Below are 25,607 nucleotides of genomic sequence, written 5' to 3' on the forward strand. Positions count from 1 at the left end.
TAGCAGCACGCTATTCTAGAACCATGGGTGACGTGCTGTCGTTGAAAGATGTAACGATACGCCGCGGGGCCACGGAAATTCTCCGCTCGGTATCCTGGGATGTTAATTCCGGGGAACGCTGGGTGATTTTCGGGCCGAACGGCGCCGGGAAAACCACGCTTATACAGGTGGCTGCCGCGCGACTCTTCCCCAGTTCGGGAAGCGTAGAGCTCATGGGCGAACGCCTCGGCACGGTGGACGTGCGGGAACTGCGCAGCGCCGTGGGCGTGACCTCGGCCGGGATTGATGCTCGTATTCCCGGTGGTGAAACGGTTTTCCAGGCGGTGCGCAGCGCCGCGTATGGGCACCTAGCCGCGTGGAATGAAGAGTACGACGCCGCAGATGACGCCCGCGCCCGTGCCATGTTGCGCCGGCTCGGTTTGCGTGACCTTGAGGAACGCAAGGTCACGCACCTATCCTCCGGGGAACGTAAACGCTTAGGGATTGCGCGGGCCCTCATGCCCAATCCGGAAGTCCTCATTTTGGATGAACCAACCTCGGGCCTGGATCTGGGCGGGCGCGAACGCCTGCTGGCTACCCTTTCGCGGCTGGCCGGGGAAGTATACGCCCCGGCCATGCTTCTGGTCACCCACCACGTGGAGGAAATCCCGGTTGGATTTACCCATATGCTGCTTCTTAAAGCGGGTAATGTTGTGGCGGCCGGGCCGCTAGCGGAGGTTTTAACCTCCGCGCGCCTCTCGGATACTTTTGATTACCCGTTGCAGGTGGAGGAAAACGCGGGTCGGTATACCGCGCGCGCTGCCCGCTAAGGGATCTGGCGCTCGGTATATCCGAGGCACAGTGCGTCCGGTAGCATGGCACCAGAGGACGAAGAGGCCCGGAGTCGGAGAACCGGCGGTACGGAACTCTCAGGAAAGGGAGAACAATGACGTGGCAAATTTGGGTCATCGCCGGGTTGGCACTCGCAATTGTTGAGATGTTTACCCTCGATTTCACTTTCCTTATGCTGGGACTATCTGCCCTGGCTACCGCGGGTGTGGCCCTGGGAACAGAGATTCTGTGGATTCAGATTGTGGCCTACGGGGTTTTCGCTCTTATTCTCTTGCTTTTCGCGCGCCCCTGGGCGCGCCGCCACGTCAATCCGCGCGGAGCTGCCGTCGGCAATGTGGAAGCGCAGGTGGGTCGGCGGGCATACGCGCTCACGGAAATTAACGAGCGCAGCGGGCGCGTGAAAATTGGTGGAGATGAATGGAGTGCGCGTACCGCTGCGGGGCGCATCCCGGAGGGCGGCGTCGTACTTGTACAAGCAATTGACGGTGCTACCGCAATCGTGACACCAGAATCGTAAATTGTATCTACTCAGGTATCACCGAAAAGTCACCGAGGCCGCCTAGCGGCACAAAGGAACAATCATGGATGTTGATCTCAACGCGAGCACGATTATTGGCGTGCTCCTGCTCTTACTCCTTCTCCTTGTGGTGGTGGCGGTGTTCCGTTCCGTCATCAAGGTGCAGCAAGGCTACCAGGTAGTTGTGGAACGCCTGGGACGCTACCACTCCGTGCTGCAACCGGGGCTGCACTTCTTGGTGCCGTTCTTCGACGCGGTACGCCAGCGCATCGATATGCGTGAGCAGGTGGTGCCCTTCCCACCTCAGCCGGTTATTACCTCCGATAACATCAACGTCTCCATTGATACGGTTATTTACTATCAGGTGACGAACGCGTATTCCGCAACTTACGAAATTGCCGACCCGATGACGGGTATTGAGCAGCTGGCCGTAACCACCTTGCGTAATATTATCGGCACGATGGATATGGAACAGGCCCTCACCGGCCGTGACCGTATTAATGATCAGCTCCGCAGCGTGCTGGACGATGCTACCGGGCGCTGGGGCATTCGCGTCTCGCGCGTGGAGTTGAAGGCGATTGATCCGCCGGCCACGGTCCAGGGTGCGATGGAGCAGCAGATGAAGGCGGAACGTGACCGCCGTGCCGCGATTCTCACCGCGGAAGGTATTAAGCAATCCCAGATTCTGACCGCTGAAGGTGAAAAACAATCCGCTATTCTCAAGGCCGAAGGTCAAGCTCAGGCCACTGTTCTCAAGGCTCAGGGTGAGTCCCGCGCTATCCTCCAAGTCTTCGACGCTATCCACAAGGGCAATGCTGATCCGAAGCTGCTCTCCTACGAATACATCAAGACGCTGCCGCAGATCGCTAATTCGCAGTCTTCGAAGCTGTGGATTGTTCCTACCGAGCTCACCGCCGCGCTCGATGCGGTGCAGAAGGGTTTCGGCGGCGGCCGTAGCGGCGGGGGAGACGAACCCGGCCCGACAGGGCCCACCGGGGTCGATTTTGAGAACGCGGCCGATGTAGCGGATGTTCTCAAGGAAACAACCCTCCCCGATATTGATTCGGCGCTGGCAGATGCGCGCGGAGAAGCCAATCGAGCTGTTGACGATGCGCGCGGTTCCGTTTCCGATCCCACCCAGATCCCGAAGAACTAGGCACATAAGGAGAGCTCATCCGCGGCGTAAAGTTGCGGAGCCTGCGCAGGATTACTGACCGGGGCCGCCCAGCGTGCGAAACGCGCGGGGCGGCCCCGGTGATTTGTATCCGGTACCGACGCGGTGGCACGCTTGCTATGTGTTGATTTACCTCGATAACGTTGCCGCTCCCGAACTCGATGATTATTTCCGGCTCACCGATGTGCACCTGCGCCGCTTACTCGAACCCGAGCGGGGAGTGTATATGGCCGAATCAACGAAAGTTATTGAGCGGGCTTTACAGGCCGGCCACCAGCCGCGCTCCTTTCTCACCTCCCCCCGCTGGCTCCCGGATTTGCAATCCTGCTTGGAACGCTGCGGTTGGGAGGCAGACGGAGCGGCGGCGCCCATCTACGTGGGTACCGATGAGATGCTCCAGGCAGTAACCGGCTTCAAAGTTCATCGGGGTGCCCTGGCCGCGATGCACCGCCCGGAATTGGCCGATGTGGCAACGCTGTTATCGCAGGCACGCGAGGGGCGCGGGGCACGGCGCGTCGTCGTTCTAGAAGGCCTGGTGGACCACACAAATGTGGGCGCTATTTTTCGTTCCTGCGCCGGACTCGGGGTCGATGCGGTGCTGGTGACCGATACCTGTGCCGATCCGCTGTATCGTCGCTCGGTCCGAGTATCCATGGGGACCGTGTTCCAGGTGCCGTGGACGCGGATCCACGAATGGCCGCGCAGTATCGAAAAATTGCACGGTCTCGGTTTCCTCACGGCCGCCCTAGCTTTGGAGGACGACGCCGAAACTCTGGACGATTTTGCGAACCGAGCTGATGTGTTGGCCCCGGATTCGCGGGTCGCGCTTATTCTCGGAACGGAAGGGGACGGCCTGAGCGCACGCACCGTCGCGAGCGCGGATGCCCGGGTCATTATTCCCATGGCCGGGCACGTGGACTCCCTCAATGTGGCTGCTGCGAGCGCGGTGGCCTGCTGGGCGCTGCGCACCCGCAACTGAGGCAGAAGCAAGCGGGCCCGTGCTGATACTGCCCCGGGGCGGAAGAGTCACTGAGAGAAGCGGAGCGTAACGAAGCGGCACGTAGAGCGGCTAATTGAGAAAATAATTACTGTTAATGCCGGGTATACCCGGTGGAAAGAAGGTGCTACGCACGACGAAAGTGGAAGGGTGCAGGACAGTTCCCGAATTGATTCGCTCGTCGCGTGGCGCTTGGCGAAAACAGTACGTGACCGGCGTGAAAGCCTGGGAATGTCGCAAGAAGATCTCGCTTTGCGCGCCAATCTCAACCGCACCACGTTGCAATCGCTAGAAAGTGGGCGCTCCGATCATAAAACCGGAAAGCCATCTAATCCGCAGCTGCGCACACTGCTCCAATTGGCCCGAGCGCTCGAAATGTCCGCCGGGGAACTCCTCGGTGAAGCCGAGCGCCTCTACGATCAGGCGCTTCGCGAGGAGGGCTTGTAGCCTGAGTCCCGGCCAGCGTTGGTGTGAGGTAGTTTGATATACCGGACATAAGGCGCGGGCCGTTACGCTGGGATGCGTCAGTGAAATACCTTAGGAAAATTGGGCGGCGCCGGGGTATCCGAGCTGACGCCAGGCTTCGTAAACGGCGATGGATGCCGCATTAGCAAGATTAAGAGATCGTAGGTGGGGGAGCATTGGTATGCGCACCGCCGCGGTGATACGTTCGTGGGCGACGACGCGCGCGGGCAAGCCGGTTGGTTCCGGCCCGAAAAGGAGATAGTCGTTGGGCTGGTAGGAGACTTCGGCGAAGTTATTTTGGGTGTGTCCGGTAAAAGCAAAGATGCGAGCATCGGGTGCGCTGGTGAGAAACTCCTCAAAATTCGGGTGAATAACGAGGTTGGCGAGGTCGTGGTAGTCCAAGCCGGCGCGTTTGAGATGCGCGTCAGAGAAATCGAAACCGAGGGGCTCAATCAGGTGCAAGGTGGCGCCGGTGCACGCCGCTAGGCGAATGGCCGCGCCGGTATTACCAGGAATGCGCGGCTCGAAGAAAACAATATGAAGCACCCATCTAGGGTACTAGCCTGAGAATTTCGCGCGCGATTTTTGTGTCGTATCCCTTCGGTAGAGTAAAGCCGTACCGTAAAATCGAACACGTGTTCTAGTATGTTGTGGGGGTGCTATGAGGGCGCAGAAATTAGCGGCCGCGCGGGCCGCGCTTGCCCGGGCGGAATCCGCGGTGGGATTAGCCGGCTCGCAACCGCAAGTACAACCGCAGTCGGGCGGGAAAGGCTGGGATCTTCCCCCGGAACTTTCTCCGCTTTTTCCGCGGGGCCTCGCCCCGGGAATGACGCTCGGAGTCAGCGGTTCGCGTATTGCACTGGCCTTGGTAGCCTCCCTGGTGAGCGCACAAGGCGCGTGGTGCATCTACTTGGGTATGCCTGATATGGGCTGGGAGGCCTGCGTCGGGTTAGGCAGTGATCTCAATCGGATTGTTACTATTCCCTACCTCCCGCCGGCGCGGAGCGGGGCAGTCCTTTCAGCCGCTATTGATCTTTTTGACGTGGTGATTGTGGGGAGTGCGCTGCGCCTAGATACGCGGGAGCAGCGCCGGCTTGCACAGCGGGCACGTAACCGGGAAACGCTTCTTATTGCGGAAAATTGGCAGGTTCGGGATCGGGTGAATGCGCGCTATAAATCGGTGAGGGGCCCGGCTAACGGAAGCGGGCATATAGCGTATATCACTGTGGAGCTTCGCTCCGGGCACGGTGCGCGCCTGCGTATTGAATGGGATGCTACTGGCTGGCATCCGGCCGCGGGCCTGCGTGCGGTGCCATCTGTACGCGAAGCTACTCCGGCACCCCGGGTTCCGCGCGGGCAGGTTACCGGGGGCGGGCTCCGTTTGGTACCCGTCAACGGTACGCGGGGAGGGGTGAAAATTAATGCGCCAGGCAACGGTATGGGTTCCTAACTGGCCCATCATCGCGGCGGAAATGGCAGGGATCGTTAGCAGAGAAATTCCCGTAGCTGTTGTGGAACGCCATCGGGTGGCCAGTCTCAATATCTGGGCCTGGCAGCAAGGCGCCCGGGTGGATATGTCTACCCGGCAGCTGCAATCTCTCGTACCTCAATGCCAGGTTATTCAACGTGATGGGGCGCGTGAACTGCGTTTCTTCGATCCGGTGCTGCGTGCTATCTCCACTAGAGTGGCGCGTTTTTCGCTGGTGGAACCGGGGGTGGTTATCTTTTCAGCGGCGGGGCCGGCGCGTACCGAAGGGGGAGAAGAACGCCTGTGTGAAAACCTCGTGGGAGATATTGTTGATGCCGCCGGGTGCGAAGTCCGGGTTGGAATCGCGGAAGGAACTCTTCCTAGCTTGTGGGCAGCTCGCACTTCGCGCATTATTGCTCCGGGTGCTTCGGAACAGGCGCTGGCCAGCCAACCGATCTCACTTTTTCTTCTTGCCGCGACACCAGCAACACGCCCCGCGCTTCGCGATTGTGTGGAGTTACTTCATGATCTGGGTATCACTACTATCGCTGATGCTATCGGGCTGGGGCAGCGTTCCCTTGTCACGCGTTTCGGCAATATGGGGCAATACCTGTGGGACCTGGCTACAGCGCGCACCCTACCCGCGCATAAATCAACTCCGGGTACGCGTGATATATCCGTGGTAGCCACCTTTGATCCTCCTCTCACTCACGCGGAGCATGCGGCCTTTGCCGCGCGTAATCTCGCCGGGCAGCTCGAAACAAAAATGCGTGCCGGCGCGGCCGGTTCTGCTCGCCTGGATATTCGGGCGAATGCTGCACACGGAGAAGTGAGGACACGCAGCTGGCACCTCGAACTCCTCACCCAAGAAGATGTGGTGGATCGGGTGCGGTGGCAAATCTCCGCCTGGATAGCGCAGCCTCGGGAAAACAACGAATCCTTAGCGGGAAGTCCCGGCGGTGATGGCGATGTGGAAGCCGATGCGGCCGATGTGGAAAACCGCGGAGGTATTACTCAATTAGAGCTGATAGCACGGGATATTACCCTCGTGGGCAACCATCCGGCGCCCCTCTGGGGCGCGCGCACCGCCAGCGATGCGGCGGCCGCTCGTGGGGCTCACCGCCTCCAAAGTCTCCTCGGTGAAGAATACGTGCGGGTACCCCGCAGGGTGGGCGGGCGCCTCCCCGAAGAAGATATACAAGAAATTCCCTGGGGCCAGGCGGTAGATACCTCCCGGGCTCAGCTTCCCTGGCCGGGCCGGCTGCCCGAACCCGCTCCGGTACAACTCCTGCGCACCCCCTATCCGGTGACTGTACTGTGTGCCTGCGGGCAACCACTTGCCATTGCCGCTACCACCGCGCTGCAGTGCCCGGGGGAGTGCTGGCATCCCTTTCCCGTTACTGTCTGTGCGGCTTTGCCCGCGGAACATGCCGCTCCAGGTGTCGGAAGTGCTGCTGTATTCGGCGGTGCCACCTCAGCTACGGGTAGCACCAGACCTCCCACCGCATCGCTCCACCCTCTTTTCGGTGCGGAAGGTTTCCTCAGGGTGCTCGACTACGCCGGCCCCTGGGTTAGTGAACAGCGCTGGTGGGCACGCGCTACCCGGCGTGCCTATATCCAGGCGGTCACCACCGCCGGGTCTGTACTTCTCTACGCAGAACAGGAGTGCTGGTATCTTGCTGCCAGCTACATCTAGCCATGACCACTTTTATTCGCAGCTCTCCCTATGTGCCATACGCGGAACTGCACGCTCACTCAGCTTTTAGTTTTCTCGACGGAGCTAGCTTGCCCGAAGATCTCGTGCACCGTTGCTTAGATCTGCGTATCGAAGCCCTAGCTCTTACCGATCACGATGGTTTTCCAGGTGTCATGCAGCTCGCGCAAGCTGGGCGGGATACCGGCCTTCCCACCATCACCGGCACCGAAATAACGTTGAACAGTACTCAGATGCGCGAAGGTCCGGATCCGGATGGTGACCATCTTGTTTTCCTTTCCCGAACCCCGGCCGGATACCAGCATCTCTCCCGCAGTATCGGAAACGCTATGCTCGCCAGCGGTGCGAAAGGAATCGCGCACCATACTCTAACTCAGCTTGCGCGTAATAATGGCGATATTCTTGTTCTCACCGGTGGCTGCCGGAAAAGCGCACTCCGCCGAATCCTTGATACCCAGCGAGGCAGCTGGGCTCGCAGCGCGGCCCGGCAGGAACTATCCCTACTTATCGATACCTTCGGGAAAGATAACGTCGTTGTGGAACTTACCTCCCATGCCGGGCCTCTTGATGCGCAGCGGTGTGATTTTCTCGAAGATCTGGCCCGGGAAGCTGGGATTCGCGCGGCGGTCACCGGAAACATCCACTATGCACGTCCCGCGGACCGTCCGATTGCCGATATATTCGCGGCCACCCGGGCCCGCCGCACTCTCGATGAGATAGATCCCTACCTGCCCGCCGCCGGAAGCTATCTGCGCTCCGGCCAGGACTTGCGTATTCTGCACCGCGGGCGTGAACGTTACCTAGAAGCCGCGGCTCGCATCGCAGCGGAATGTGCCTTTGACCTCTCCCTCGTCGCGCCGAATCTTCCACCTTTCCCAGTCCCGGAAGGATATACCGAAGCCACATGGCTGAGGGAACTGGTGATGCGTAAAGCCCGCGAACGCTACGGAACACCCGCGCAATACCCGCGGGCTTGGGAAGTGATTGAGCACGAACTTGAGGTCATCACCACCTTAGGGTTCCCCGGATACTTTCTCATCGTTGAAGAAATAGTTTCCTTTTGCCATTCTCGTGATATTTGGTGTCAAGGTCGCGGTTCCGCAGCTAATTCTGCCGTGTGTTTTGCCCTGGGAATCACCGCCGTAGATGCCGTGAAATACTCCATGCTTTTTGAACGATTTTTATCTCCGGGGCGTTCGGGGCCACCCGATATCGATATAGATATCGAATCCTCACGCCGCGAAGAAGTCATCCAGCATGTGTACGAACGGTACGGACGCTCCCGCGCTGCCCAGGTTGCCAATGTTATCTCCTATCGGCCCCGCTCTGCTCTCCGCGATGTGGCTCGGGCTTTCGGATATCCGGAGGGCCATATCGACCAGTGGGCATCAGCATTCCACCATCGCAGTATCAGCTCGGGCAGTGGCGCACAGCTCCAGCCAGCCGGGCTGCCCGAACGCGTTGCCACGTTGGCTACTCGGATACAGCGGCTCCCGCGGCATCTTAGTATTCATTCCTCCGGAATGGTGCTCTGTGACCGCCCGGTCATTGACGTTTGCCCGGTAGGTTGGGCCTCCAAGGCCGGAAGAACAGTACTGCAATGGGATAAAGATGATTGCGCTACCGCCGGGCTCGTGAAATTCGATCTTCTCGGGCTCGGAATGCTCACCGCCTTGCGTATCAGCTTCACCGAACTCGCGCACCGCGGAATTCTGGCTCCTAATGGCCACCCCCTCAGCTTGCACAATGTGCCGGCAGAAGATCCGGACGTTTATAAGCTCCTCCAAGCAGCCGATACCGTCGGAGTGTTCCAGGTGGAATCTCGCGCGCAAATCGCTACCCTGCCGCGCCTGAAACCCGAATGCTTCTATGACCTTGTTATCGAGGTGGCTCTCATCCGACCCGGACCTATCCAAGGTGGATCCGTCAACCCGTATATTCGGCGTAAACAAGGCAAAGAAAAAGTTACCTATCCCCATCCACTCCTGAAAAACGCGCTGGAAAAAACCCTGGGGGTGCCGCTTTTCCAAGAACAGCTCATGCATATTGCCATTGACGCCGCGGGCTTCACCCCCGCGCAGGCCGATCAACTCCGCAAAGCCATGGGCTCCAAACGCTCAGCTGCCCGCATGGAACGCCTGCGCGGCCAACTCATGGAAGGCATGGAAAAACAGGGGATAGCTGATCCGGTGGTGCGCGCAGAAATCTATGAGAAACTCGCCGCCTTCGCCGAATTCGGTTTCCCCGAATCACACGCCTTTTCCTTCGCCTACCTCGTTTATGCTTCCGCCTGGCTCAAAGTTCACCACCCGGAAGAGTTCTATATGGGTTTGCTGAATGCGCAACCGATGGGCTTTTACTCCCCGCAATCCCTCGTTGCCGATGCGCGGCGGCATCACCTCGTGGTGCGGCGGGCGGATGTCACGCGTTCGCAAGAACACGCAAGTGTGGAAAAACTGTGCGATACGGAGCCGCATCCGAAACGGGAACACCCGCGTGTCCACGTGGATAGCCAGCGCTACCTCCAGCTCGGGCTCACGAGCATCAAGGGCCTCGGGAATGCAGCAGTCCAGCGAATTCTCGCGGCCCGCTCCCACGCGCCTTTCCGTGACCTCGCGGATCTGGCGCAGCGAGCCCGGCTGAAAACAGCGGATATCGAAATTCTCTCCCGCGCCGGAGCCACGGATAGTCTGGGGCTGAGCCGACGGGCAGGTGTCTGGATTGCCCAAGCCGTGAGCAATGCTGATATCGCACGGGGCACCACATATCAGCCCGCGATTCCCGGAACCGAACCTTTCGGAGCGGTACCGGAGTTCCCGGAACTCACCGCCGTGGAACAAGCTCATGCGGATCTGCGCGCTACCGGTATTTCTCCCGACTCCTACCCGACGGAATTTATTCGCCCGGCTCTTAGCGCGCGTGGAATTCTTACGGTTGCCGCAGCGTCCACGCATCCGGAAAAAAGCCGGTGCAAAGTGGCCGGGCTTGTTACTCACCGCCAGCGTCCCCATACCGCGAAAGGCATCACCTTCCTCAACCTTGAGGACGAAACCGGGATGCTCAACGTCCTCATTACCCCGCAGCTGTGGGAACGATACCGGGAGATTGCGCGCACCTCGAACGCCCTGGTCATCCGCGGAATGGTTGAACGTGATGGCGGAGCCGCAGTGTTCCACGCGGATGGAATCACAGCGATCCCGCTGGGGATCAACCTTCCCTCCCGGGATTTCCGCTAGCCGCAGCGGCGAAGCTGGCAGCGAAAACGTATCGGCGTCGTCGCTTAAAACCTCTTAGCGAAAAGAACGCAACCGGCCGTGAACAATCGATACGATAACTGAAGTTGCTCCCTACCCGGAGCATCACCCGCACAGAATCTGGAGGCACAAGGTAATGGGTAAATATCGGGCACTGTTGCGGCTTGCGCGTCGGATCGGCCCCGCCATCGTTTTCGTGATCACGCGCTACGGACCGCAACTACGCGCCCTCATCCGCGAGAATCCGCAAATTGTGTCCAAACTCCAGAATCGTATGCATCAGCTTGCCGGGAAAAACCCAAACGAGCGGGAATCGCACAGTCTGGCAGGCCGCATCGAGATCCTCAAGGAGCACGTTACCTATCTCTACGCCTCGGCTAACACTCCGGAAATTGCCGAAAAAGCTGCGGCCTGGCGTGCAGAACTCGACTCTATTGAACGGGCTATTCCCGTCCTTGACGCGATGGCTCGCCCCCAGCGACTCACCGAACGGCGCAAGATTTCCAAGCGGATCGACGTGCTATCTCAAAATATTCTCTCCGCCAGCCTCAGCGATTACATTGAAGACGCCATTATTGACGACGACGCAGCTAGCCCCGAGCAGGGTGCTCCGGAAGAGAATACTGCGCCCGGAGCGAGACAACCGCACGTACCGGGAACCACCGAAACTGATACCTCAGGAGCGAATCTCGATTAGCGCGAGTTCTCCGAGGAATTGCGCGGAGACAGCCCCAAAACACGCGGGATATCCGGATTGAAGAAATTCGGGCCTTTGAGAACTTTGCCGTCCTCCCGATAGATCGGCCGGCCGTCCGCCCCCAGTTTTGATAGATTCGAAGCCTGCACCTCGGCAAGCACATCCGCCATCGGAATACCCAGTTCTAAAGCCATCCCGTAGATGACATACACCAAATCCGCGAGCGCATCAGAAATTTCAACGATATCGCGGCTCTCGTCATCAAGAGCAACAGCGCGCGCAAAAGCTGTGCTGATCTGTTCACCAGCCGCCCTACCGTAGGCCGCTGTCACCAATTCGGTAAATTCCTCGGCGATAAGGGACATACGCATCGGCAGGCGCGGCCGATCCGCATTCGGCCCGTCGGTGACGATAGGAAGAGCGTATGTTTCGTGGAACTGCCGTACCAGATCCTCCGGCCGGCGTGGATCGGAAAAAGCCGGATGCTTCTCGCTGGGACCAAACCAGGCATGCGCAGGCTCCATGGCCTCCCCACGCTGGAGAGTTGCCTGGAATAAACCATGGACCTCGCCCTTATTCACCGTGGCCGCCGGGCGAATACCAACGAAGGAAAAACCGAGCTTCCACGCGATCTTCGCCGACGCCCAATTAATATCCGAGCCTTGCACTTCACAATCCCAATGCATGGCGGCAAGATCAGTCTTATCGAAGAAGTATTCCAATACTGCGCGAACGGCCTCCGTCACCATCCCGGTATTACGGGCCTCTTTGGCGGCCCAAAAACCGAGCCGACCGATGCGTCCGTTCCCTGCTACATCCACCTGAACACATCCCAGCGGTATTGATGCACAGTTGTGGCGGATCAACCACACCGGTGAACCTTCTGCCCATTTTTGCGGCGCGAACTCCGTGACGAAAGTTTCGGCATCAGAGCGCGAATACCCGGCCGGAATCGTGGTCCAGCGTTGAATATCCGGATCTGCGCATATCGTGGCCAGCGCGGGAACATCCGCGGGGCGCGGAGCGCTGAGAAAGTACGACGGCGTGGTTAGTGTGAACTCCTGCATGGCTTTAGTGTACGCAGGCCAGCAAGCCTACAAAAACGCGAGGCCCGAACCGCCAGACAGTTCGGGCCTCGCGCCAGTTCCCGACGCTCCTCACGGAATCCTAGAAGCACCGCGAGAAGCAGCCGATCTCAGAGCTTAGGCTTCCACCAGGCCGTGCCGCTTGAGCAGGGCGGTGGCATCGACATCCCGCCCGAGGAGCGCCGCGAAAGACTCCTTCGGATCACGTGAATTACCCCGCGAGAGAACCTCGCGACGCAACTTTTCGCCAGCCTCCCGATTGAGGCCGAGATCGCCTTCCCGTGCGGCATCGTTCTGGAACCACGCCACCGTATCCGCGTCCAGGGCTTCACACCAGGTGTACGAGTAGTACCCGGCAGAATAGCCACCGGAGAAAACGTGGTTAAAGTAGGCGCTACGGTACCGCGGGGGCACCAGCTCATGCTGGACGCCCGTGGCTCGCAAAGCCTTCTCTTCGAAAGCTTCGAAGTCCGCGGGGCTTGCGGGGACTTCGGCTTCACTGAGCCGATGCCAGGCCTGATCCAGGAGCACCGCCTGCTCGATTTCGCACATGCGGAAGCCTGCACCGTAGCCGCGCGAGGCAACGAGTGCCTCAGTTTGGGCGGCGGGAAGAACCTCCCCGGTCTGGTAGTGGCGAGCGTAGCGCGAGAGTACCTCCGGATGCCGCGCCCAAATCTCGTTGACTTGGGAGGGGTATTCCACGAAATCGCGCGGAACATTCGTTCCGGCCACCGAGGGCCAACGCACGTCGGAGAGGAATCCATGCAGGGCGTGCCCGAATTCGTGGAAGGCGGTTTCCACTTCGTCCCAGCTCAGCAAGGTGGGCTCGCCGGGAGCCGGCTTGGTGATATTGAGGTTATTGCAGATAACCGAAGCCGGGGCGCCCTCCGCGGACTTCTGCACGATAGCGTGCATCCACGCGCCCCCGCGCTTACCGGGCCGCGCGTAGTAATCACCGAGGAAGTAGCCGAGGAAGGTGCCATCTTCTTCAGTGACCTTCCAGACGACCACGTCATCGGTATACCCGTGTTCTTCGGTGCGGGTGAAAGTCAGGCCATAAAGCTTATTCGCCGCGTAGAAAACACCCTTTTCCAACACATTATCGAGCTCGAGATACGGGGTGAGGGCCTCGTCATCAATGCTGAACTTTTCGGCACGCGCCTGGTTCTGGGCCCGCACCCAATCGCTAGCGGTGAAGCTATCCTTCGCCCAGCGTTCCTTGACGAAAGCGGCCAGCTCCTCAGCTTCGGCAGCAACATTGCGGGCAATGGGGGCCATCATGGGGGAGAGGAGCGCATCGATATTCTCCAGCGTCCCGGCCGAAGAATTCGCGGCCACGTAGGCGGCATGGTTCGGGTAGCCGAGCAGCTTGGCCGCCCGGGCCCGCAGTCGCACCAGTTCCAGAATGGACTCGCGGGTATCGGTAGCCGCGTCATGGCCATCACAGCGCCGCAGGGAAGCATCCAGGAGGCGGGTACGGGCTGCGGCGTCGTCCAAATTATCGAGCAGGGGCTGCTGGGTGGGAAGACGCAGCGTGGCAAGATAAGCGGCCGAGCTATCCGCCGCGGCGGCCTCCCCGGCCAAGCCTTCGCGCTGCGAAGCCGAAAGTCCGCTCAGCTCTGCTTCGGTGAATTCCACCGCATCATCCAGGCCGGCCTGCACGATGCGCTGACCGATCTCGGTAGAAAGTTTGGCCATGCGGTTATTGATAGTCGCCAGTTCGCCCCGGGCCGCTTCATCGAGCCCGGCACCGGACTGCTGGCAGCGCTTGAGGTGCTCGCGGGCGGTATACGCGGTTTCCGGATCCAGATCCGCCTGGCACAGCTGTTCAAAACGCCGGTACAACCGCGGATCCATATACAGCGCGTCCTCGTGTGCGGTCATTTTCGGGCTGAGCTCGGCCTCAACACGATCCCACTCCGCCCCGCCAATCGAGGAACAATAGGTGTAGAAAATCGAGGCTTCCACCTCGAGTTGCGCGCCGGAAAGCTCAAAGGGGCGCAGGAAATTATCAACGGTGGGCGCATCTGTAACCTCGAGAAGAGAGGCGACGACGCCGCGCTGGTGCTCCATCAAATCAAGGACCGTGGCAAGTTGAGATGCCGGGATCACATGCGAAAAATCAGGTAAGAGAGTACTCATAGGCTTAACGGTAGCGGGCCGGGCCGAACAAGTACTAGCGTGGCCCGCGTACAAGTACCGGCGGGGCCCGCACCAGAACCCGCACCAGGGTGCGTAAGTGGAATCACACCATGTCCCGGCCCTAGGATTTGAAAAAACGGGCGCGGGCCTGGTAGATTCTTCTCTGTTGCTCAGCACGGTGTGCTGAATGGCAATCACCGCGCGGGTGGCGGAATAGGCAGACGCGCTAGCTTGAGGTGCTAGTCCTCGTATAGAGGGTGGGGGTTCAAGTCCCCCTCCGCGCACGGTGAGAAAGCCCTGGAAAATACCAACTTCCGGGGCTTTTCGCATGCCCGGTGTTTTGCCGGCCTACTCTGTGGAGAGACCCGGTGCCGAAGAGGTTAGCTAATCGCGTGCCTTTCGGGGTATTCTAGGGCCATGGCTACGAATCCGCGCGCTGCGCTTGACCGTCTCATCGGTGCTTTCGAGGATTTCCACCAGGCGGCTACTACCGCTGATGACCCGGAAGCTCCCGCGGTGCTGGAAGCCGCCGATAAGCTGGCGGATGCTTACACCATTTACGATGACGTCATCTTCACGAATTTTGATGTCGAAACACCGCTGGATGTTTTCGATAACGATAGTGACGATTTCTACGATGATGATGACGATTCCGGGGACTACCTCTACGACACCGATGATTACGACGATCTGGACGACGATGATGACGATTCGGACGTTGATTACGATGACGACGAGGATGATGACGACGAGGATGATGAGGACGATTATCCCGGTCTCGATGATGAAGAGGATGAGGACTCGGCAGGGTCTCGCTCCTAAGAAATATCGTTGAGTGCCTCGATCACCAGATCGGGCAGTTCCTCACCACCCGCTAGGTTTCCCCCGAGCAGACTTGTTAATTGGCTGGCGGTACGTGCGCCCACCAGAGCTGCGCTCACCGGGGTGGCTAGGAGCCATCCCAGCGCAACTTCGGCGGGATTCCAGTTCAGCCCGTCAGCAGCTTTAGCTACTGCCTCCACGATCCGGCGCGGCCTTTCAGCCAAATAGGGGGCGATGAAGGCAGCAAGGTGATCGGAGGCAGCCCGCGAGGTGGCGGGAATGGAGTGCCGGTATTTCCCGGTGAGCACGCCTCGCCCGAGGGCTGAGGTGGCGAGCAGCCCGATCCCCATAGCTTCACACATGGGGAGCGTGGATTTTTCTACACTCCGCTCCACAAGCGAATACTCTTCTTCTACCACGGTCAGCGGAGGCAGGTGGCGTTCGCGCAAGAGGGTGTGCATCGCCGCTACCCGCCAGGGTTCATAACCCGATACTCCGATGTAGCGAGCTTTACCGTGCGTTACCAGCCCGGCCAGGGCCATAGCAGTTTCCTCATCCGGGGTCACGCCATCGGGGCCGCCTGCCACCGCGATATCTACTGTTTCGATACCGAGCCGGGAGAGAGATGCCTCGAGGGAACGTTCAATACCGGCCCGCGATACGCTATAGGCGGGACCGCTTGGATTATCGAGGAAACCTACCCGGGTGCAGATAGCGAGCTGGGAGCGAGCGGCGGCGTCGCCAAAAAAAGAGCTAAGCAAGGAGCCGAGCAGTGCTTCTGCCGCGCCATCACCGAAAGCCGGTGACGTATCCACGAGGGTGCCGCCCGCGTCGAGGAAAGCACGCAACTGCCCGCGGGCCTCGTCCTCATCGGTATCACGACCCCACGTGAGCGTTCCCAAGCCGAGAGCGGATACAAGAAGTCCGCTGGTACCAACCGCACGATAATCCATGGCTCCACTCTAAACCACCGCACTGTACAGCGCCGCCGCGCTCTGCTGGTCGCGACGACAGTAGCGGCTATCGAGGCACGCGGCCGACAGTGCCCGGACACTTCCCCGTGCCCGCGCGCCCCGCCCGCTATGCTTAGGCCCCGTGGGTTATCTAGAAGCAGCCATTCTTGGCATTGTGCAAGCGCTTACGGAATTCTTGCCGATTTCGTCCTCGGCGCATATCCGTATTATCGGTGATCTTTTCGGCTGGGGAGATCCGGGTGCGGCTTTCACCGCGATTATTCAACTGGGCACCGAAGCAGCGGTCCTCTGCTATTTCTGGAAAGATATTGTGCGCATCATCCGGAAGTGGTTGTGTTCGTGGACCGGGCGGGTGGCACGGACGGACGCGGATGTACGGATGGGCTGGGTGGTCATTATTGGTACGCTTCCGATTGGCATTCTCGGCCTCCTTTTCGCGGATACCATCGAGACGTCGCTGCGTAATCTCTATATCACCGCGGCTGTGTTGGCGCTGTTCGCAATTTTCCTCGGGCTGGCAGATCGATGGGCGAGCCAGCGTAAAGAGCTGCGCGATATGAGCTACCGTGACGGTTTGCTTCTCGGTTTCGGGCAGGCTCTCGCGCTTATTCCGGGAGTGTCCCGTTCGGGCGGAACGATTACCACCGGGCTACTCCTCGGCTATACGCGCGAAGCTGCGGCACGGGTATCTTTCCTCATGGCGGTGCCCGCGGTGCTGCTCTCCGGTTTCTACCAGTTGGTCAAATACGCCGGAGACGCCTCGATTCCGGCCGGGCCCACGATTCTTGCCACGGTAATTTCTTTCGTTTTGGGGTACGCGGTGATCGTGTGGTTCTTGCGTTTGGTGTCCACGCGTTCGTACCTGCCATTCGTGATCTATCGTCTTGGATTGGCGGTACTCGTGGTGGTGCTGCTGGGCACCGGTACGCTTTCTGTTTTTTAACGACGACGCCGTGACGGCTCGCCTCGCACGGCTGTTCTCTGAGAGCTAGCGGCGTACTGGGTAGACTGTGCGTGGGTTCCTCGCGGGGAGGACCTGTGAAGTAGGAGACTAACGGATAACCAGATGGAGACTTGGACACGCCCGGAGGTACCACCACTGGGATTCACCCCGGACCTCAACCTTTACGATTCTGATAATGAGGACATTTGCCGGGTAGAAACGCGGCACCCTACCCTCTATACCTGCGGAATCACACCCTACGATGCCACCCACTTGGGCCATGCTTTTACTTACGTGAGCGCCGACACCCTGGTGCGGTATTGGCTGGCGGCCGGACTTCCGGTTCGCTATGCCCAAAACATCACGGATATCGACGATCCGCTTTTCGAACGCGCCGAGCAAACGCAGGTGGATTGGCGTGAACTTGCCGATTCTCAGATAGCGCTTTTCCGTTCCGATATGGATGCCCTCCGGGTTGTCCCGCCCGGTAACTGGGTTGCGGTGTCCGAGGTGCTGGACGAGGTGGAGGCGGTCGTCCGCGATTTTGAGGCTCGCGGTCTCACGTACCGACTTCCCAATGGGGATGGCTCGGAAGATATCTATGTTGATCTCACCCGCGATCCGAGTTTTGCCGCCGCGCCGGTATTTGAGTATTTGGATCTCGAGCAGATTTTTGACGAGCACGGTGGCGACTCAACTCGCCCCGGCAAACGCCGCACCCTGGACCCGCTGGTGTGGAAGGGTGTGCGTGGCAATGACTTCAGGCCCGCGGGGGAGAAGCCCGGGTTCTGGCGGCCGGGCTGGCATGTGGAATGCGCGCTGATAGCCCGTACCTACCTGGGGGAACATATCACCGTGCAGGCCGGCGGGCGTGATCTGCTGTTCCCGCACCATGAAATGAGCGAGAGTCATCTGCGGGAGATGACCGATGATCGCGGCCGGGTAGATATCCACTTCCACGTGGGTATGGTGGCCTACCAGGGTGAAAAAATGTCCAAGTCGCTGGGCAATCTGGTTCGAGTTTCGGAGTTGACCGCGGCAGGTGCGCACCCGAATGCCATTCGGCTGGTTCTTTTGGCGAATCACTATCGCTCGGATTGGGAATACGAGGCGAGTGCGCTCCGGGATGCCGAAGCACGTTTGGAATCCTGGCAGCAGGCAGCCCGTAACGCGCTTGGAAAGTCCGTGGCCGCCGAGCCGGGCGATATGCCCGCGGAGCCTGAGCTGGCTCCCACCTGCCGGGCAGTCATTGAGGCTATTTCCGATGATCTGGACACTCCGCAAGCCCTGCGCATCCTGGATGACTGGGCGGCATCCGGAGCGCCCGATGCGGGGCAGGTAGTGCGCGCGGTCGATGCCCTTCTGGGTATCCAGTTGCTTGCTGGCTAGCTAGCGACCCCAGTTCCCTGCGTGGCTAATTGCCGAATCCAGCTCCACGCTATTTAGCTATGTGCCGTGCGCATGTGCTCCACCCCCTCTGTGCTGAGCGGCGGGGGAGTTCCACCGTAGGCCGGGCAGATCTGCTGGAAATAGCACCAATCGCACAGCCGGGAGGTACGCGGTTCGAATTCCCCGGAATCCAGGCGCGCGGCGATAGCCCGCCAGGTTTCCTCCAGATCCAAGGCGATACGCCGGGTATCTTCCGGGAGCGGATCATAGGTGAGGGTGCGCCCATCTTTGAGGTAGACAAGCTGGGTACGGGCTGGGCGCTGCCCTTCCGTCAGCTCCAAAATCAGCGCATAAAAGCGCATCTGGTACAGTGCTTCGTTCTGGTAGCGCGGGTGCGGTGACTTCCCGGTTTTATAATCCACCACCCGCAAGGCGCCATCGGGAGCAGCATCGATACGATCAACGATTCCGCGTAGGGCCAAACCGGAAGGCAGGCGGGCATTGATGAACTTCTCCCGATCCCGCGGTGCCAAAAACTGCGGATTCTCCATGTGGAAATAATTGCTAATAAGAGCGCGGGCCTGCTCCAGCCACTCCGAAAGCGCATCCGCGGACTCAAAAAGATCGGCATCCTGCGGGGACTTTTCCAGGTGGGCTTCCCAGCGCGGGAGAAGGAGGGACTGAGCGTATTCTTCGGTGCGTTCTTGCTGCGGAGCGGCGTACAGGTACTCCAAAACCGAATGCACGAGAGTGCCGCGTAGCGCGGCGAGGGAAGGGGCTTCGGGCAGGCGATCAACGCTCCGGAAACGGAAGAGCAGCGGGCACTGCTTGAAATCTTTGGCACGTGATGGTGATAGTGCGGCGTGACGAGTCATGCTTCCACTTTAACAACTCGCTGCGACAGAAAAATCTATCGCAAGGACAAACTACACTGGAGGAATGACATTACGACGAGGCCCCTTCCGCCCCGGTGAACGCGTGCAACTCACCGATCCTAAAGGGCGGCATTACACCATCAATCTCACGCTTGATGGCTATTTCCAGTCCACGCGGGGCTCTTTCCGCCACAGCGAACTTATTGGACAAGAGGAAGGTAGCCTCATTACCACTGAGGAAGGCCGTGAATTCCTCGCTTTGCGCCCGCTGCTGAGCGATTACGTGCTTTCCATGCCGCGTGGGGCCACCATTGTGTACCCGAAAGATGCGGCGCAAATCATCCACGCCGCGGATATCTACCCCGGGTCGCGAGTTTTTGAAGCCGGGGTGGGTTCCGGTGCTCTCTCCGTTTCTCTGCTCCAAGCGGTAGGAGCCGAAGGATTTCTTCTGAGCGCGGAACGACGCCCGGAATTCGCGGAGATTGCGCAGGCCAACCTGGTGTCCTGGTGGGGTAAGCGGCCAGATAATTGGCGGGTGGAATGCGGGGAAGCCGCTGATATTTTGGCTGATCACCCGGCCGGTTTTGATCGCGTTATTCTCGATATGCTCGCTCCCTGGGAAATCATTCCGGCGGCCGCGCAGGCTCTGGTACCCGGCGGCGTTTTCCTCTCCTACGTTGCAACCACAACGCAGCTCTCCCGCTGCGCCGAAGATCTCAAAGCCACCGGACTTTTCACCGGCCCTGAGGCCAGTGAAACCCTGGTGCGCACCTGGCACCTAGAGGGACTCGCGGTGCGCCCCGACCACCGCATGGTCGCGCATACCGGTTTCCTCATTGTGGCGCGCCGGCTAGCGGGGCCCACCCGGCTTTCTCCGGCATCCCGACCTGCTAAGGGTGCCTACGCCGAACCCATGCCCTGGGAAAACCCAGAAGCTGAACCACTTCAAGAACGCACTATTGCGGAAAAGAAACTTCGTAAGGTCCGCCGCGATCTCGCACACCGGGCGGATGTAGAAGAAAGCGGGGTCTCCACTCCGGGAGAACATTCCCGCGAGATAGCGGAGAAAATCGCGGCGGAAATCGCGCACCGCGAAGCGGAAAAGCAACGGCACGCGAAGGAATCACGGGAAGTGGCCAAGCGACGGGATGTGGAGCACGCACAGCACGTCGAGGACTAGTGACCTAACCGTGCGGGCACCCGGGATGCTATCTCCCGGGGTGGGCGGTAAGGTAGGCCTGTCCTAGAATAAAGGGACGATCAGAAAGGAAGCCATGAGCACACCGGAGTCGAGCGCGGCTCTTGCCGAAATCGCGTCCTTGCGTGAGAAAAATGAACGGCTCTCCACCTCGCTGGTCGCCGCCCGCAAACGCATCCAGGAATTGGGGGAGAAACTCGATTCCCTCTCCCGGCCTCCGGCTACCTTCGCCACCTTTATTCGTGGGCATTCCTCCGATCATTCCATTGATGCCCTCGTGGGCGGCCGGAAAATGAATGTGGCCGTGTCCCCGTATGTTGCTTTGGAACAATTGCGCCCCGGCCAAGAAGTACGCCTCAATGAAGAACTCGTAGTGGTCGGCATCGGAGGCTACGAAAATATCGGGCAACTCGTTGCTGTTGAACTCGTGCTGGACCCCCAGCGGGTACTCGTGCGGGTGCACGCGGATGAAACAAAAGTGCTGCGCATCGGCGGGAAGCTTTCGGCTGCGCAACTGCGGGTCGGGGATACCTGCATGGCGGATCTAAAAACCGGATTTCTGGTAGAAAAAGTGGAACGCCCGGATGTTGAGCACCTCTTACTCGAAGAAGTCCCGGATGTTTCCTACGCGGATATTGGTGGCTTGGATGCTCAGATTGAGGAAATTCGCGACAGTATCGAATTGCCTTTCCAGCAACCCGACCTCTATCGGGAGCACGGCCTGCGCCCACCCAAGGGAATTTTGCTGTACGGGCCTCCGGGAACCGGGAAAACCATGATCGCGAAAGCGGTGGCCACCTCTCTCGCGGAGAATGCTGCGCGTGCCCAAGGAGTGGCGAAAGCCTCCTCGTACTTCCTCAATATCAAGGGCCCGCAGCTCCTCGATAAATACGTGGGGGAAACCGAACGCCAGATCCGCGAAATCTTTTCGCGGGCCCGCGATCGGGCCTCCTCGGGTATTCCCGTTGTTATTTTCTTCGACGAAATGGAAGCCCTGTTCCGCACCCGCGGTTCCGGGATTTCTTCCGATGTGGAAACAACCGTGGTACCCCAGCTGCTGGCCGAAATTGACGGGGTGGAACAACTCTCCAACGTTATCGTTATTGGCGCCTCCAACCGGGAAGATATGATCGACCCGGCTATTTTGCGGCCCGGCCGGCTCGACGTGAAAATCCGGGTAGAACGCCCCGATTACGCGGGGAGTGTGGATATTCTCTCCAAGTACCTCACGCCTGATCTGCCCTATACACCAGCCGATGTGGAGGCCTACGGTGGTGGGGCGGGAGCCGCCGCACATCTGGCCCGCCTCATCGCGGATAAGGTTTTCGAGGCATCACCGGAGAACCGCTTCGTGGATGTCACCTATGCATCGGGTCGGAAAGAAACTCTCTATCTTGCCGATTTTGTTTCCGGGGCCCTCCTGGCCGGCATCGTTGATCGCGCGAAAAAGGCAGCTATCAAAACGTATTTGACAACCGGGGCGCGCGGAATTACCGCGCAGCACGCTATCGCCGCCGTGCATGCCGAAGCCCGTGATAGCTCGGAACTGGACCAGATCTCCAACCCGGATGAATGGGCCAAAGTCAACGGTAAAAACCGCGGGGAGCGGATCGTGGCGGTGCGGCCACGCCAGAGTGATCAGGCACGCCAGGCACGTGCGTCCGGCCATGCCCAACCAAGTGTGCCGCCCGCGCAGAACACAACAGGGGAGGAACCACGGTGACAGCACGTCGAGTCATCGGCCTGGAAACAGAATTCGGGATTATGGAACCCGCTGATCTGCGGGCAAATCCTGTGGTGCTCTCGGCTGATTTTGTAGAAACCTACGGGCATGCCGGGGAAGGGGCCGGCACGCACGGCCCGGTGGCCTGGGATTACACCGGAGAAGATCCCCTCAATGACGCCCGCGGTTTCCGGATGAGCCGGGAGGAGGCGGACCCTTCTCAGCTCACCGATGATCCTGAAAATCCTGCCCCGCCAGCTGGCGTCGTCGTCGCACCTCTAACGGAAGATGAGGCAGAACTGCGCCGCCCGCGCGCCGCGAACGCGGTTCTTACTAACGGCGGGCGTCTCTACGTGGATCATGCCCACCCGGAATATTCTTCGCCGGAAACCTCCACCCCGCGCGAAGCCGTGCTCTGGGACCGCGCCGGAGAGCTTATCGCGCGGCGTGGAATCGAGCTGTTGCGCAAAAACGGCCGCGAATTTGCCATCTACAAAAACAACGTGGACGGAAAAGGAGCGGCGTACGGCTCCCACGAAAACTACCTGGTTGATCGCTCCCTGCCCTTCACGGAGATCATCCGCTACCTCATTCCTTTTTTCGTGACCCGGCCGATTCTGTGCGGCACCGGCCGCGTGGGGCTCGGCCCGCGCTCGGAACAGCCCGGATTCCAAATTTCACAACGCGCCGATTACGTGGAAAATGACATCGGGTTGGAAACTACTTTCAACCGGCCCATTATCAATACCCGCGATGAACCCCACGCGGCGGCGCAACGCTTCCGGCGCCTTCACGTCATCGGGGGAGATGCCAACCAATTTGACGTGTCTATCCTGCTCAAGGTGGGGACCACCTCGCTGGTGCTGTGGATGCTAGAACGTGACGCTGTGCCTCTCGGGCTGGAATCGGTCATCATGGATAATCCCGTGCCGCTCACGTGGACGGTATCCCAAGATCCCACTCTCTCCACCAAACTCGAAGTGCACGAAGGCGAACCGCGCACCGCGCTGGAGATTCAACAGATATACCTCGATGCGGTGCGCGATGCGCTGGCCGAACACGGTGAGGTGGACGCGGATACCGCCGAGATCCTCGAGCGGTGGCAAAATGTTCTTGATCTGCTGTCCCGTGATATTTTTTCCGCCGCATCCCAGGTGGAATGGGTAGCGAAATACCAGGTTCTCAACGAATTACGTGAACGCGGTGGGGGAAGCTGGGATTCGGATAAGCTGCGCGCCCTCGATGTGCAATGGCATGATGTGCGCCCCGAACGCTCCATCGTAGCGAAACTACGGGCCGCGGGGCGGGTAGAGGAGCTGTTCTCGGAGGCGGAGATAGCCAAGGCTACCCGGCAGGCCCCGGGCTCCACCCGCGCCTACCTACGCGGGCAGCTCATTTCCCGCTTTTCCGATCAGGTGGCCGCGGCCAGCTGGTCAAGCGTGCTGCTACGCGATAGCGCCGGCCAGCTTCATCGTCTCAACTTGCCCGATCCGAATGCCGCGAACGAAGCAAGGCTGGGAGCTACCCTGACCGCCGCACACACGATAGACGATGTTATTGCCGCGCTCACCGCGGCGGGTTCCTAGGGGACACCTTGCCGACGCGTCCGGTCCGGCATCCTGCCTCGGCCGCAAACTCGGCCGGCAGCATCCGGACACCCGTGAACATCACTACCAGAGAAGAGGAAGGAAGAAATGTCCAGTCAAGAATTCCTGCAGCCCCAACGCCGGCAGGAAGAACATACCGAAGTGGACGCCCCGCAGGCGCAAAATCAAGATTTTGGTATCGATGCGCTGCTCGACGATATTGACGCCGTGCTAGAAAGCAACGCGTCCTCCTTCGTACAGGGCTTCGTACAGAAAGGCGGACAGTGATACCCCGTCGCGTTATGGGCATTGAGACCGAGTACGGGATTACCTGCGCGGCGCAACGCGGCACACGCCCACCGCTGGATGCCGAAGAATCCGCGCAGCGGCTATTCGCGCCGGTACTGGCCCTGCATCGGTCAACGAACACCTTCCTAGAAAACGGGTCACGCCTCTACCTGGACGTGGGTGCCCACCCGGAATACGCCACCGCTGAATGCGATAATATCGACGACCTCCTCGCCCACGACCGCGCCGGAGAACTCATTTTTGCGCGACTTGCGAAAGGCGCCAATGAAAAATTACAGGACGACGGCGTACCTGGGGCCATCCACCTCCTGAAAAACAATGTTGATTCAGAAGGGCACTCTTTCGGGTGCCACGAAAACTACATGGTGCACCGGCGCCCTGACTACCGCCAGCGCATTGCCAGGCTCATCCCCTTCTTCGTGACCAGGCAGATCGTAGCGGGAGCCGGTAGCCTGCACCGCGGGGAAGACGGGCAGGTACGCTACGAATTTTCCCAACGCTCCCACCAAATGTGGGAGGCTATCTCTTCGGCATCCACGCGGTCCCGGCCCATGATCAATACCCGCGATGAACCCCACGCTGATGCGGAACTCTACCGGCGCATGCATGTTATCGTGGGGGATTCCAATATTTCCCAGGCAACAACCGGCCTCAAAGTCGCGGCCACCGAAGCTCTCCTTACCCTCGTGGAAGAAGGCGCAATCCTTCCGGACCTGGAACTCGCCGACCCCATGCACGCTATCCGGATCACGGGCGCGGACCTATCGGGGCGAGCTAATTTGGAACTGGCCAGCGGCGGATTGACCGATCCGATTTCAGTACAGCGGCGAATGTATGAAGCCGCGATGAACCACCTGGATCGGAAAGGATACCTAGCGGAGCTCGATCCCACCCGGCGCTATCTCCTCGAGCTGTGGGAGCGCGCCATTGACGCGGTGGAACGCCGCGATCCGAGCACTATTGCCACCGAAATCGACTGGGCTGCCAAACTCGCCCTCCTCACCCGCTACCGGGAACGCACCGGGGCGAAACTCTGCGATGCCCGAGTGGCACGCCTGGATTTGGCATATCACGATATCACCGCGGGCGGTTTGCGCGACCGGATGGAAGAATCCGGGCTCCTACACCGTGTTATCGCGCCCGAACGCGCTGCCAGAGCCATCACGGTTCCGCCGCAAACCACCCGGGCCGCGCTACGGGGGCGCTTCCTGGCCGCGGCGCGGCGAGCCCGGCGCGATGTGGCGGTGGACTGGTCCACCCTGCGCCTCATGGAGGCCAATGGGAATTCCAGCGTGGTCCTCAACGACCCACTCGCCACTGAAAACCCCGAGGTCGAAGCACTTATCGAGGAGATCACCGCGTGAGGCACCCCGTGAGATACCGAACGATCCTGGCGGGCATCGCGGTGGCCGCTACCGCGCTGGCGGGCTGTAGCGGCCACCGC

The 25,607-nt window shown here is 60.0% G+C and carries 22 protein-coding genes and 1 tRNA gene; 18 read left to right on the top strand and 5 right to left on the bottom strand.

Annotation, left to right across the window (positions count from 1 at the left end):
* Nucleotides 1-23 precede the first annotated feature (23 nt).
* From AC5RK6_RS08870 to AC5RK6_RS08890, 5 genes are all read left to right on the top strand, one after another.
* Entirely contained in the window at nt 24-809 is a 786-nt protein-coding gene (locus AC5RK6_RS08870) for an ABC transporter ATP-binding protein (protein WP_320757196.1), read from the top strand.
* Nucleotides 810-925: 116 nt separating this feature from the next.
* A complete protein-coding gene (locus tag AC5RK6_RS08875) occupies nt 926-1,348 on the top strand; it encodes an NfeD family protein (protein ID WP_016442717.1) in 423 nt (140 codons plus the stop codon).
* Nucleotides 1,349-1,412: 64 nt separating this feature from the next.
* A complete protein-coding gene (locus AC5RK6_RS08880; RefSeq protein WP_320757195.1) occupies nt 1,413-2,504 on the top strand; it encodes an SPFH domain-containing protein in 1,092 nt (363 codons plus the stop codon).
* Between the two features lie 139 nt (nt 2,505-2,643).
* Nucleotides 2,644-3,501: a TrmH family RNA methyltransferase gene (locus AC5RK6_RS08885; RefSeq protein WP_320757194.1), complete on the top strand. Its 858-nt coding sequence runs from the start codon at nt 2,644-2,646 to the stop codon at nt 3,499-3,501.
* A gap of 168 nt (nt 3,502-3,669) precedes the next feature.
* A complete protein-coding gene (locus tag AC5RK6_RS08890; RefSeq protein ID WP_016442720.1) occupies nt 3,670-3,966 on the top strand; it encodes a helix-turn-helix transcriptional regulator in 297 nt (98 codons plus the stop codon).
* Nucleotides 3,967-4,056: 90 nt separating this feature from the next.
* On the opposite strand, the gene AC5RK6_RS08895 is transcribed toward AC5RK6_RS08890, so the two are convergent.
* The gene (locus tag AC5RK6_RS08895) at nt 4,057-4,530 is read right to left on the bottom strand and encodes a tRNA (cytidine(34)-2'-O)-methyltransferase (RefSeq protein WP_320757193.1); all 474 of its coding nucleotides are present in this window, start codon (nt 4,528-4,530) and stop codon (nt 4,057-4,059) included.
* Nucleotides 4,531-4,645: 115 nt separating this feature from the next.
* On the opposite strand from AC5RK6_RS08895, the gene imuA' reads away from it, so the two are divergent.
* From imuA' to AC5RK6_RS08915, 4 genes are all read left to right on the top strand, one after another.
* Nucleotides 4,646-5,434, top strand: a complete 789-nt coding sequence (gene imuA' / locus AC5RK6_RS08900) for a DnaE2-dependent mutagenesis accessory factor ImuA' (RefSeq protein WP_320757192.1) — start codon at nt 4,646-4,648, stop codon at nt 5,432-5,434.
* Nucleotides 5,406-7,148 (top strand): DNA polymerase Y family protein, encoded by a 1,743-nt coding sequence (locus tag AC5RK6_RS08905; protein ID WP_320757191.1) that lies wholly within the window; start codon nt 5,406-5,408, stop codon nt 7,146-7,148. The genes imuA' and AC5RK6_RS08905 overlap by 29 nt, the downstream gene beginning before the upstream one ends.
* A gap of 2 nt (nt 7,149-7,150) precedes the next feature.
* Nucleotides 7,151-10,402 (top strand): error-prone DNA polymerase, encoded by a 3,252-nt coding sequence (locus AC5RK6_RS08910; RefSeq protein ID WP_320757190.1) that lies wholly within the window; start codon nt 7,151-7,153, stop codon nt 10,400-10,402.
* Nucleotides 10,403-10,556: 154 nt separating this feature from the next.
* Complete coding sequence (locus tag AC5RK6_RS08915; RefSeq protein WP_320757189.1) at nt 10,557-11,117, top strand: hypothetical protein; 561 nt, start codon at nt 10,557-10,559, stop codon at nt 11,115-11,117.
* Here AC5RK6_RS08915 and AC5RK6_RS08920 read toward each other — a convergent pair.
* Nucleotides 11,114-12,184, bottom strand: a complete 1,071-nt coding sequence (locus AC5RK6_RS08920) for a GNAT family N-acetyltransferase (protein WP_320757188.1) — start codon at nt 12,182-12,184, stop codon at nt 11,114-11,116. The genes AC5RK6_RS08915 and AC5RK6_RS08920 overlap by 4 nt on opposite strands.
* 135 nt (nt 12,185-12,319) lie before the next feature.
* Nucleotides 12,320-14,344 carry a M3 family metallopeptidase gene (locus AC5RK6_RS08925; RefSeq protein WP_320757187.1) on the bottom strand — a complete coding sequence of 675 codons (2,025 nt, stop codon included), beginning with the start codon at nt 14,342-14,344 and terminating at the stop codon, nt 12,320-12,322.
* Between the two features lie 199 nt (nt 14,345-14,543).
* On the opposite strand from AC5RK6_RS08925, the gene AC5RK6_RS08930 reads away from it, so the two are divergent.
* Nucleotides 14,544-14,628: transfer RNA gene (locus AC5RK6_RS08930), tRNA-Leu, on the top strand.
* Nucleotides 14,629-14,761: 133 nt separating this feature from the next.
* Complete coding sequence (locus AC5RK6_RS08935; protein ID WP_320757186.1) at nt 14,762-15,166, top strand: hypothetical protein; 405 nt, start codon at nt 14,762-14,764, stop codon at nt 15,164-15,166.
* Here the strand turns inward: AC5RK6_RS08935 and AC5RK6_RS08940 are convergent.
* Nucleotides 15,163-16,119 (bottom strand): aldo/keto reductase, encoded by a 957-nt coding sequence (locus AC5RK6_RS08940; protein WP_320757185.1) that lies wholly within the window; start codon nt 16,117-16,119, stop codon nt 15,163-15,165. The two genes, AC5RK6_RS08935 and AC5RK6_RS08940, sit on opposite strands and share 4 nt — an antisense overlap.
* Nucleotides 16,120-16,261: 142 nt before the next feature.
* On the opposite strand from AC5RK6_RS08940, the gene AC5RK6_RS08945 reads away from it, so the two are divergent.
* Both AC5RK6_RS08945 and AC5RK6_RS08950 read left to right on the top strand, forming a co-directional pair.
* Complete coding sequence (locus AC5RK6_RS08945; RefSeq protein WP_016442730.1) at nt 16,262-17,083, top strand: undecaprenyl-diphosphate phosphatase; 822 nt, start codon at nt 16,262-16,264, stop codon at nt 17,081-17,083.
* 123 nt (nt 17,084-17,206) lie between these two features.
* Nucleotides 17,207-18,472: a hypothetical protein gene (locus tag AC5RK6_RS08950; RefSeq protein WP_320757184.1), complete on the top strand. Its 1,266-nt coding sequence runs from the start codon at nt 17,207-17,209 to the stop codon at nt 18,470-18,472.
* A 53-nt stretch (nt 18,473-18,525) separates the two neighbouring features.
* Here the strand turns inward: AC5RK6_RS08950 and AC5RK6_RS08955 are convergent, their stop codons facing one another.
* Nucleotides 18,526-19,347, bottom strand: a complete 822-nt coding sequence (locus AC5RK6_RS08955; RefSeq protein WP_320757183.1) for a RecB family exonuclease — start codon at nt 19,345-19,347, stop codon at nt 18,526-18,528.
* 64 nt (nt 19,348-19,411) lie between these two features.
* On the opposite strand from AC5RK6_RS08955, the gene AC5RK6_RS08960 reads away from it, so the two are divergent.
* The 5 genes from AC5RK6_RS08960 (at nt 19,412) to pafA (ending at nt 25,527) form a co-directional block, all read left to right on the top strand.
* Nucleotides 19,412-20,527: a tRNA (adenine-N1)-methyltransferase gene (locus tag AC5RK6_RS08960; RefSeq protein ID WP_435730863.1), complete on the top strand. Its 1,116-nt coding sequence runs from the start codon at nt 19,412-19,414 to the stop codon at nt 20,525-20,527.
* A 94-nt stretch (nt 20,528-20,621) separates the two neighbouring features.
* Nucleotides 20,622-22,268, top strand: coding sequence for a proteasome ATPase (arc, locus tag AC5RK6_RS08965; protein ID WP_320757181.1), 1,647 nt, complete (start codon nt 20,622-20,624; stop codon nt 22,266-22,268).
* Nucleotides 22,265-23,854: a depupylase/deamidase Dop gene (dop, locus tag AC5RK6_RS08970; RefSeq protein ID WP_320757180.1), complete on the top strand. Its 1,590-nt coding sequence runs from the start codon at nt 22,265-22,267 to the stop codon at nt 23,852-23,854. Before arc ends, dop begins: the two co-directional genes overlap by 4 nt.
* Before the next feature lie 108 nt (nt 23,855-23,962).
* Nucleotides 23,963-24,142, top strand: a complete 180-nt coding sequence (locus AC5RK6_RS08975) for a ubiquitin-like protein Pup (protein WP_320757179.1) — start codon at nt 23,963-23,965, stop codon at nt 24,140-24,142.
* Between the two features lie 14 nt (nt 24,143-24,156).
* Nucleotides 24,157-25,527 carry a Pup--protein ligase gene (pafA, locus tag AC5RK6_RS08980; RefSeq protein ID WP_320757216.1) on the top strand — a complete coding sequence of 457 codons (1,371 nt, stop codon included), beginning with the start codon at nt 24,157-24,159 and terminating at the stop codon, nt 25,525-25,527.
* Nucleotides 25,528-25,607: the final 80 nt, after the last annotated feature.

The organism is Actinotignum sp. usb-actsch-213, assembly GCF_059085665.1.

Coding starts and splice junctions, on each gene's coding strand:
- AC5RK6_RS08910 (WP_320757190.1), top strand. CDS start 7,151: ATGACCACTTTTATTCGCAGCTCTCCCTATGTGCCATACGCGGAACTG.
- AC5RK6_RS08880 (WP_320757195.1), top strand. CDS start 1,413: ATGGATGTTGATCTCAACGCGAGCACGATTATTGGCGTGCTCCTGCTC.
- AC5RK6_RS08935 (WP_320757186.1), top strand. CDS start 14,762: ATGGCTACGAATCCGCGCGCTGCGCTTGACCGTCTCATCGGTGCTTTC.
- AC5RK6_RS08905 (WP_320757191.1), top strand. CDS start 5,406: ATGCGCCAGGCAACGGTATGGGTTCCTAACTGGCCCATCATCGCGGCG.
- AC5RK6_RS08925 (WP_320757187.1), bottom strand. CDS start 14,344: ATGAGTACTCTCTTACCTGATTTTTCGCATGTGATCCCGGCATCTCAA.
- AC5RK6_RS08950 (WP_320757184.1), top strand. CDS start 17,207: ATGGAGACTTGGACACGCCCGGAGGTACCACCACTGGGATTCACCCCG.
- AC5RK6_RS08940 (WP_320757185.1), bottom strand. CDS start 16,119: ATGGATTATCGTGCGGTTGGTACCAGCGGACTTCTTGTATCCGCTCTC.
- imuA' (WP_320757192.1), top strand. CDS start 4,646: ATGAGGGCGCAGAAATTAGCGGCCGCGCGGGCCGCGCTTGCCCGGGCG.
- AC5RK6_RS08875 (WP_016442717.1), top strand. CDS start 926: ATGACGTGGCAAATTTGGGTCATCGCCGGGTTGGCACTCGCAATTGTT.
- AC5RK6_RS08955 (WP_320757183.1), bottom strand. CDS start 19,347: ATGACTCGTCACGCCGCACTATCACCATCACGTGCCAAAGATTTCAAG.
- pafA (WP_320757216.1), top strand. CDS start 24,157: ATGGGCATTGAGACCGAGTACGGGATTACCTGCGCGGCGCAACGCGGC.
- AC5RK6_RS08960 (WP_435730863.1), top strand. CDS start 19,412: ATGACATTACGACGAGGCCCCTTCCGCCCCGGTGAACGCGTGCAACTC.
- AC5RK6_RS08915 (WP_320757189.1), top strand. CDS start 10,557: ATGGGTAAATATCGGGCACTGTTGCGGCTTGCGCGTCGGATCGGCCCC.
- arc (WP_320757181.1), top strand. CDS start 20,622: ATGAGCACACCGGAGTCGAGCGCGGCTCTTGCCGAAATCGCGTCCTTG.
- AC5RK6_RS08920 (WP_320757188.1), bottom strand. CDS start 12,184: ATGCAGGAGTTCACACTAACCACGCCGTCGTACTTTCTCAGCGCTCCG.
- AC5RK6_RS08975 (WP_320757179.1), top strand. CDS start 23,963: ATGTCCAGTCAAGAATTCCTGCAGCCCCAACGCCGGCAGGAAGAACAT.
- AC5RK6_RS08870 (WP_320757196.1), top strand. CDS start 24: ATGGGTGACGTGCTGTCGTTGAAAGATGTAACGATACGCCGCGGGGCC.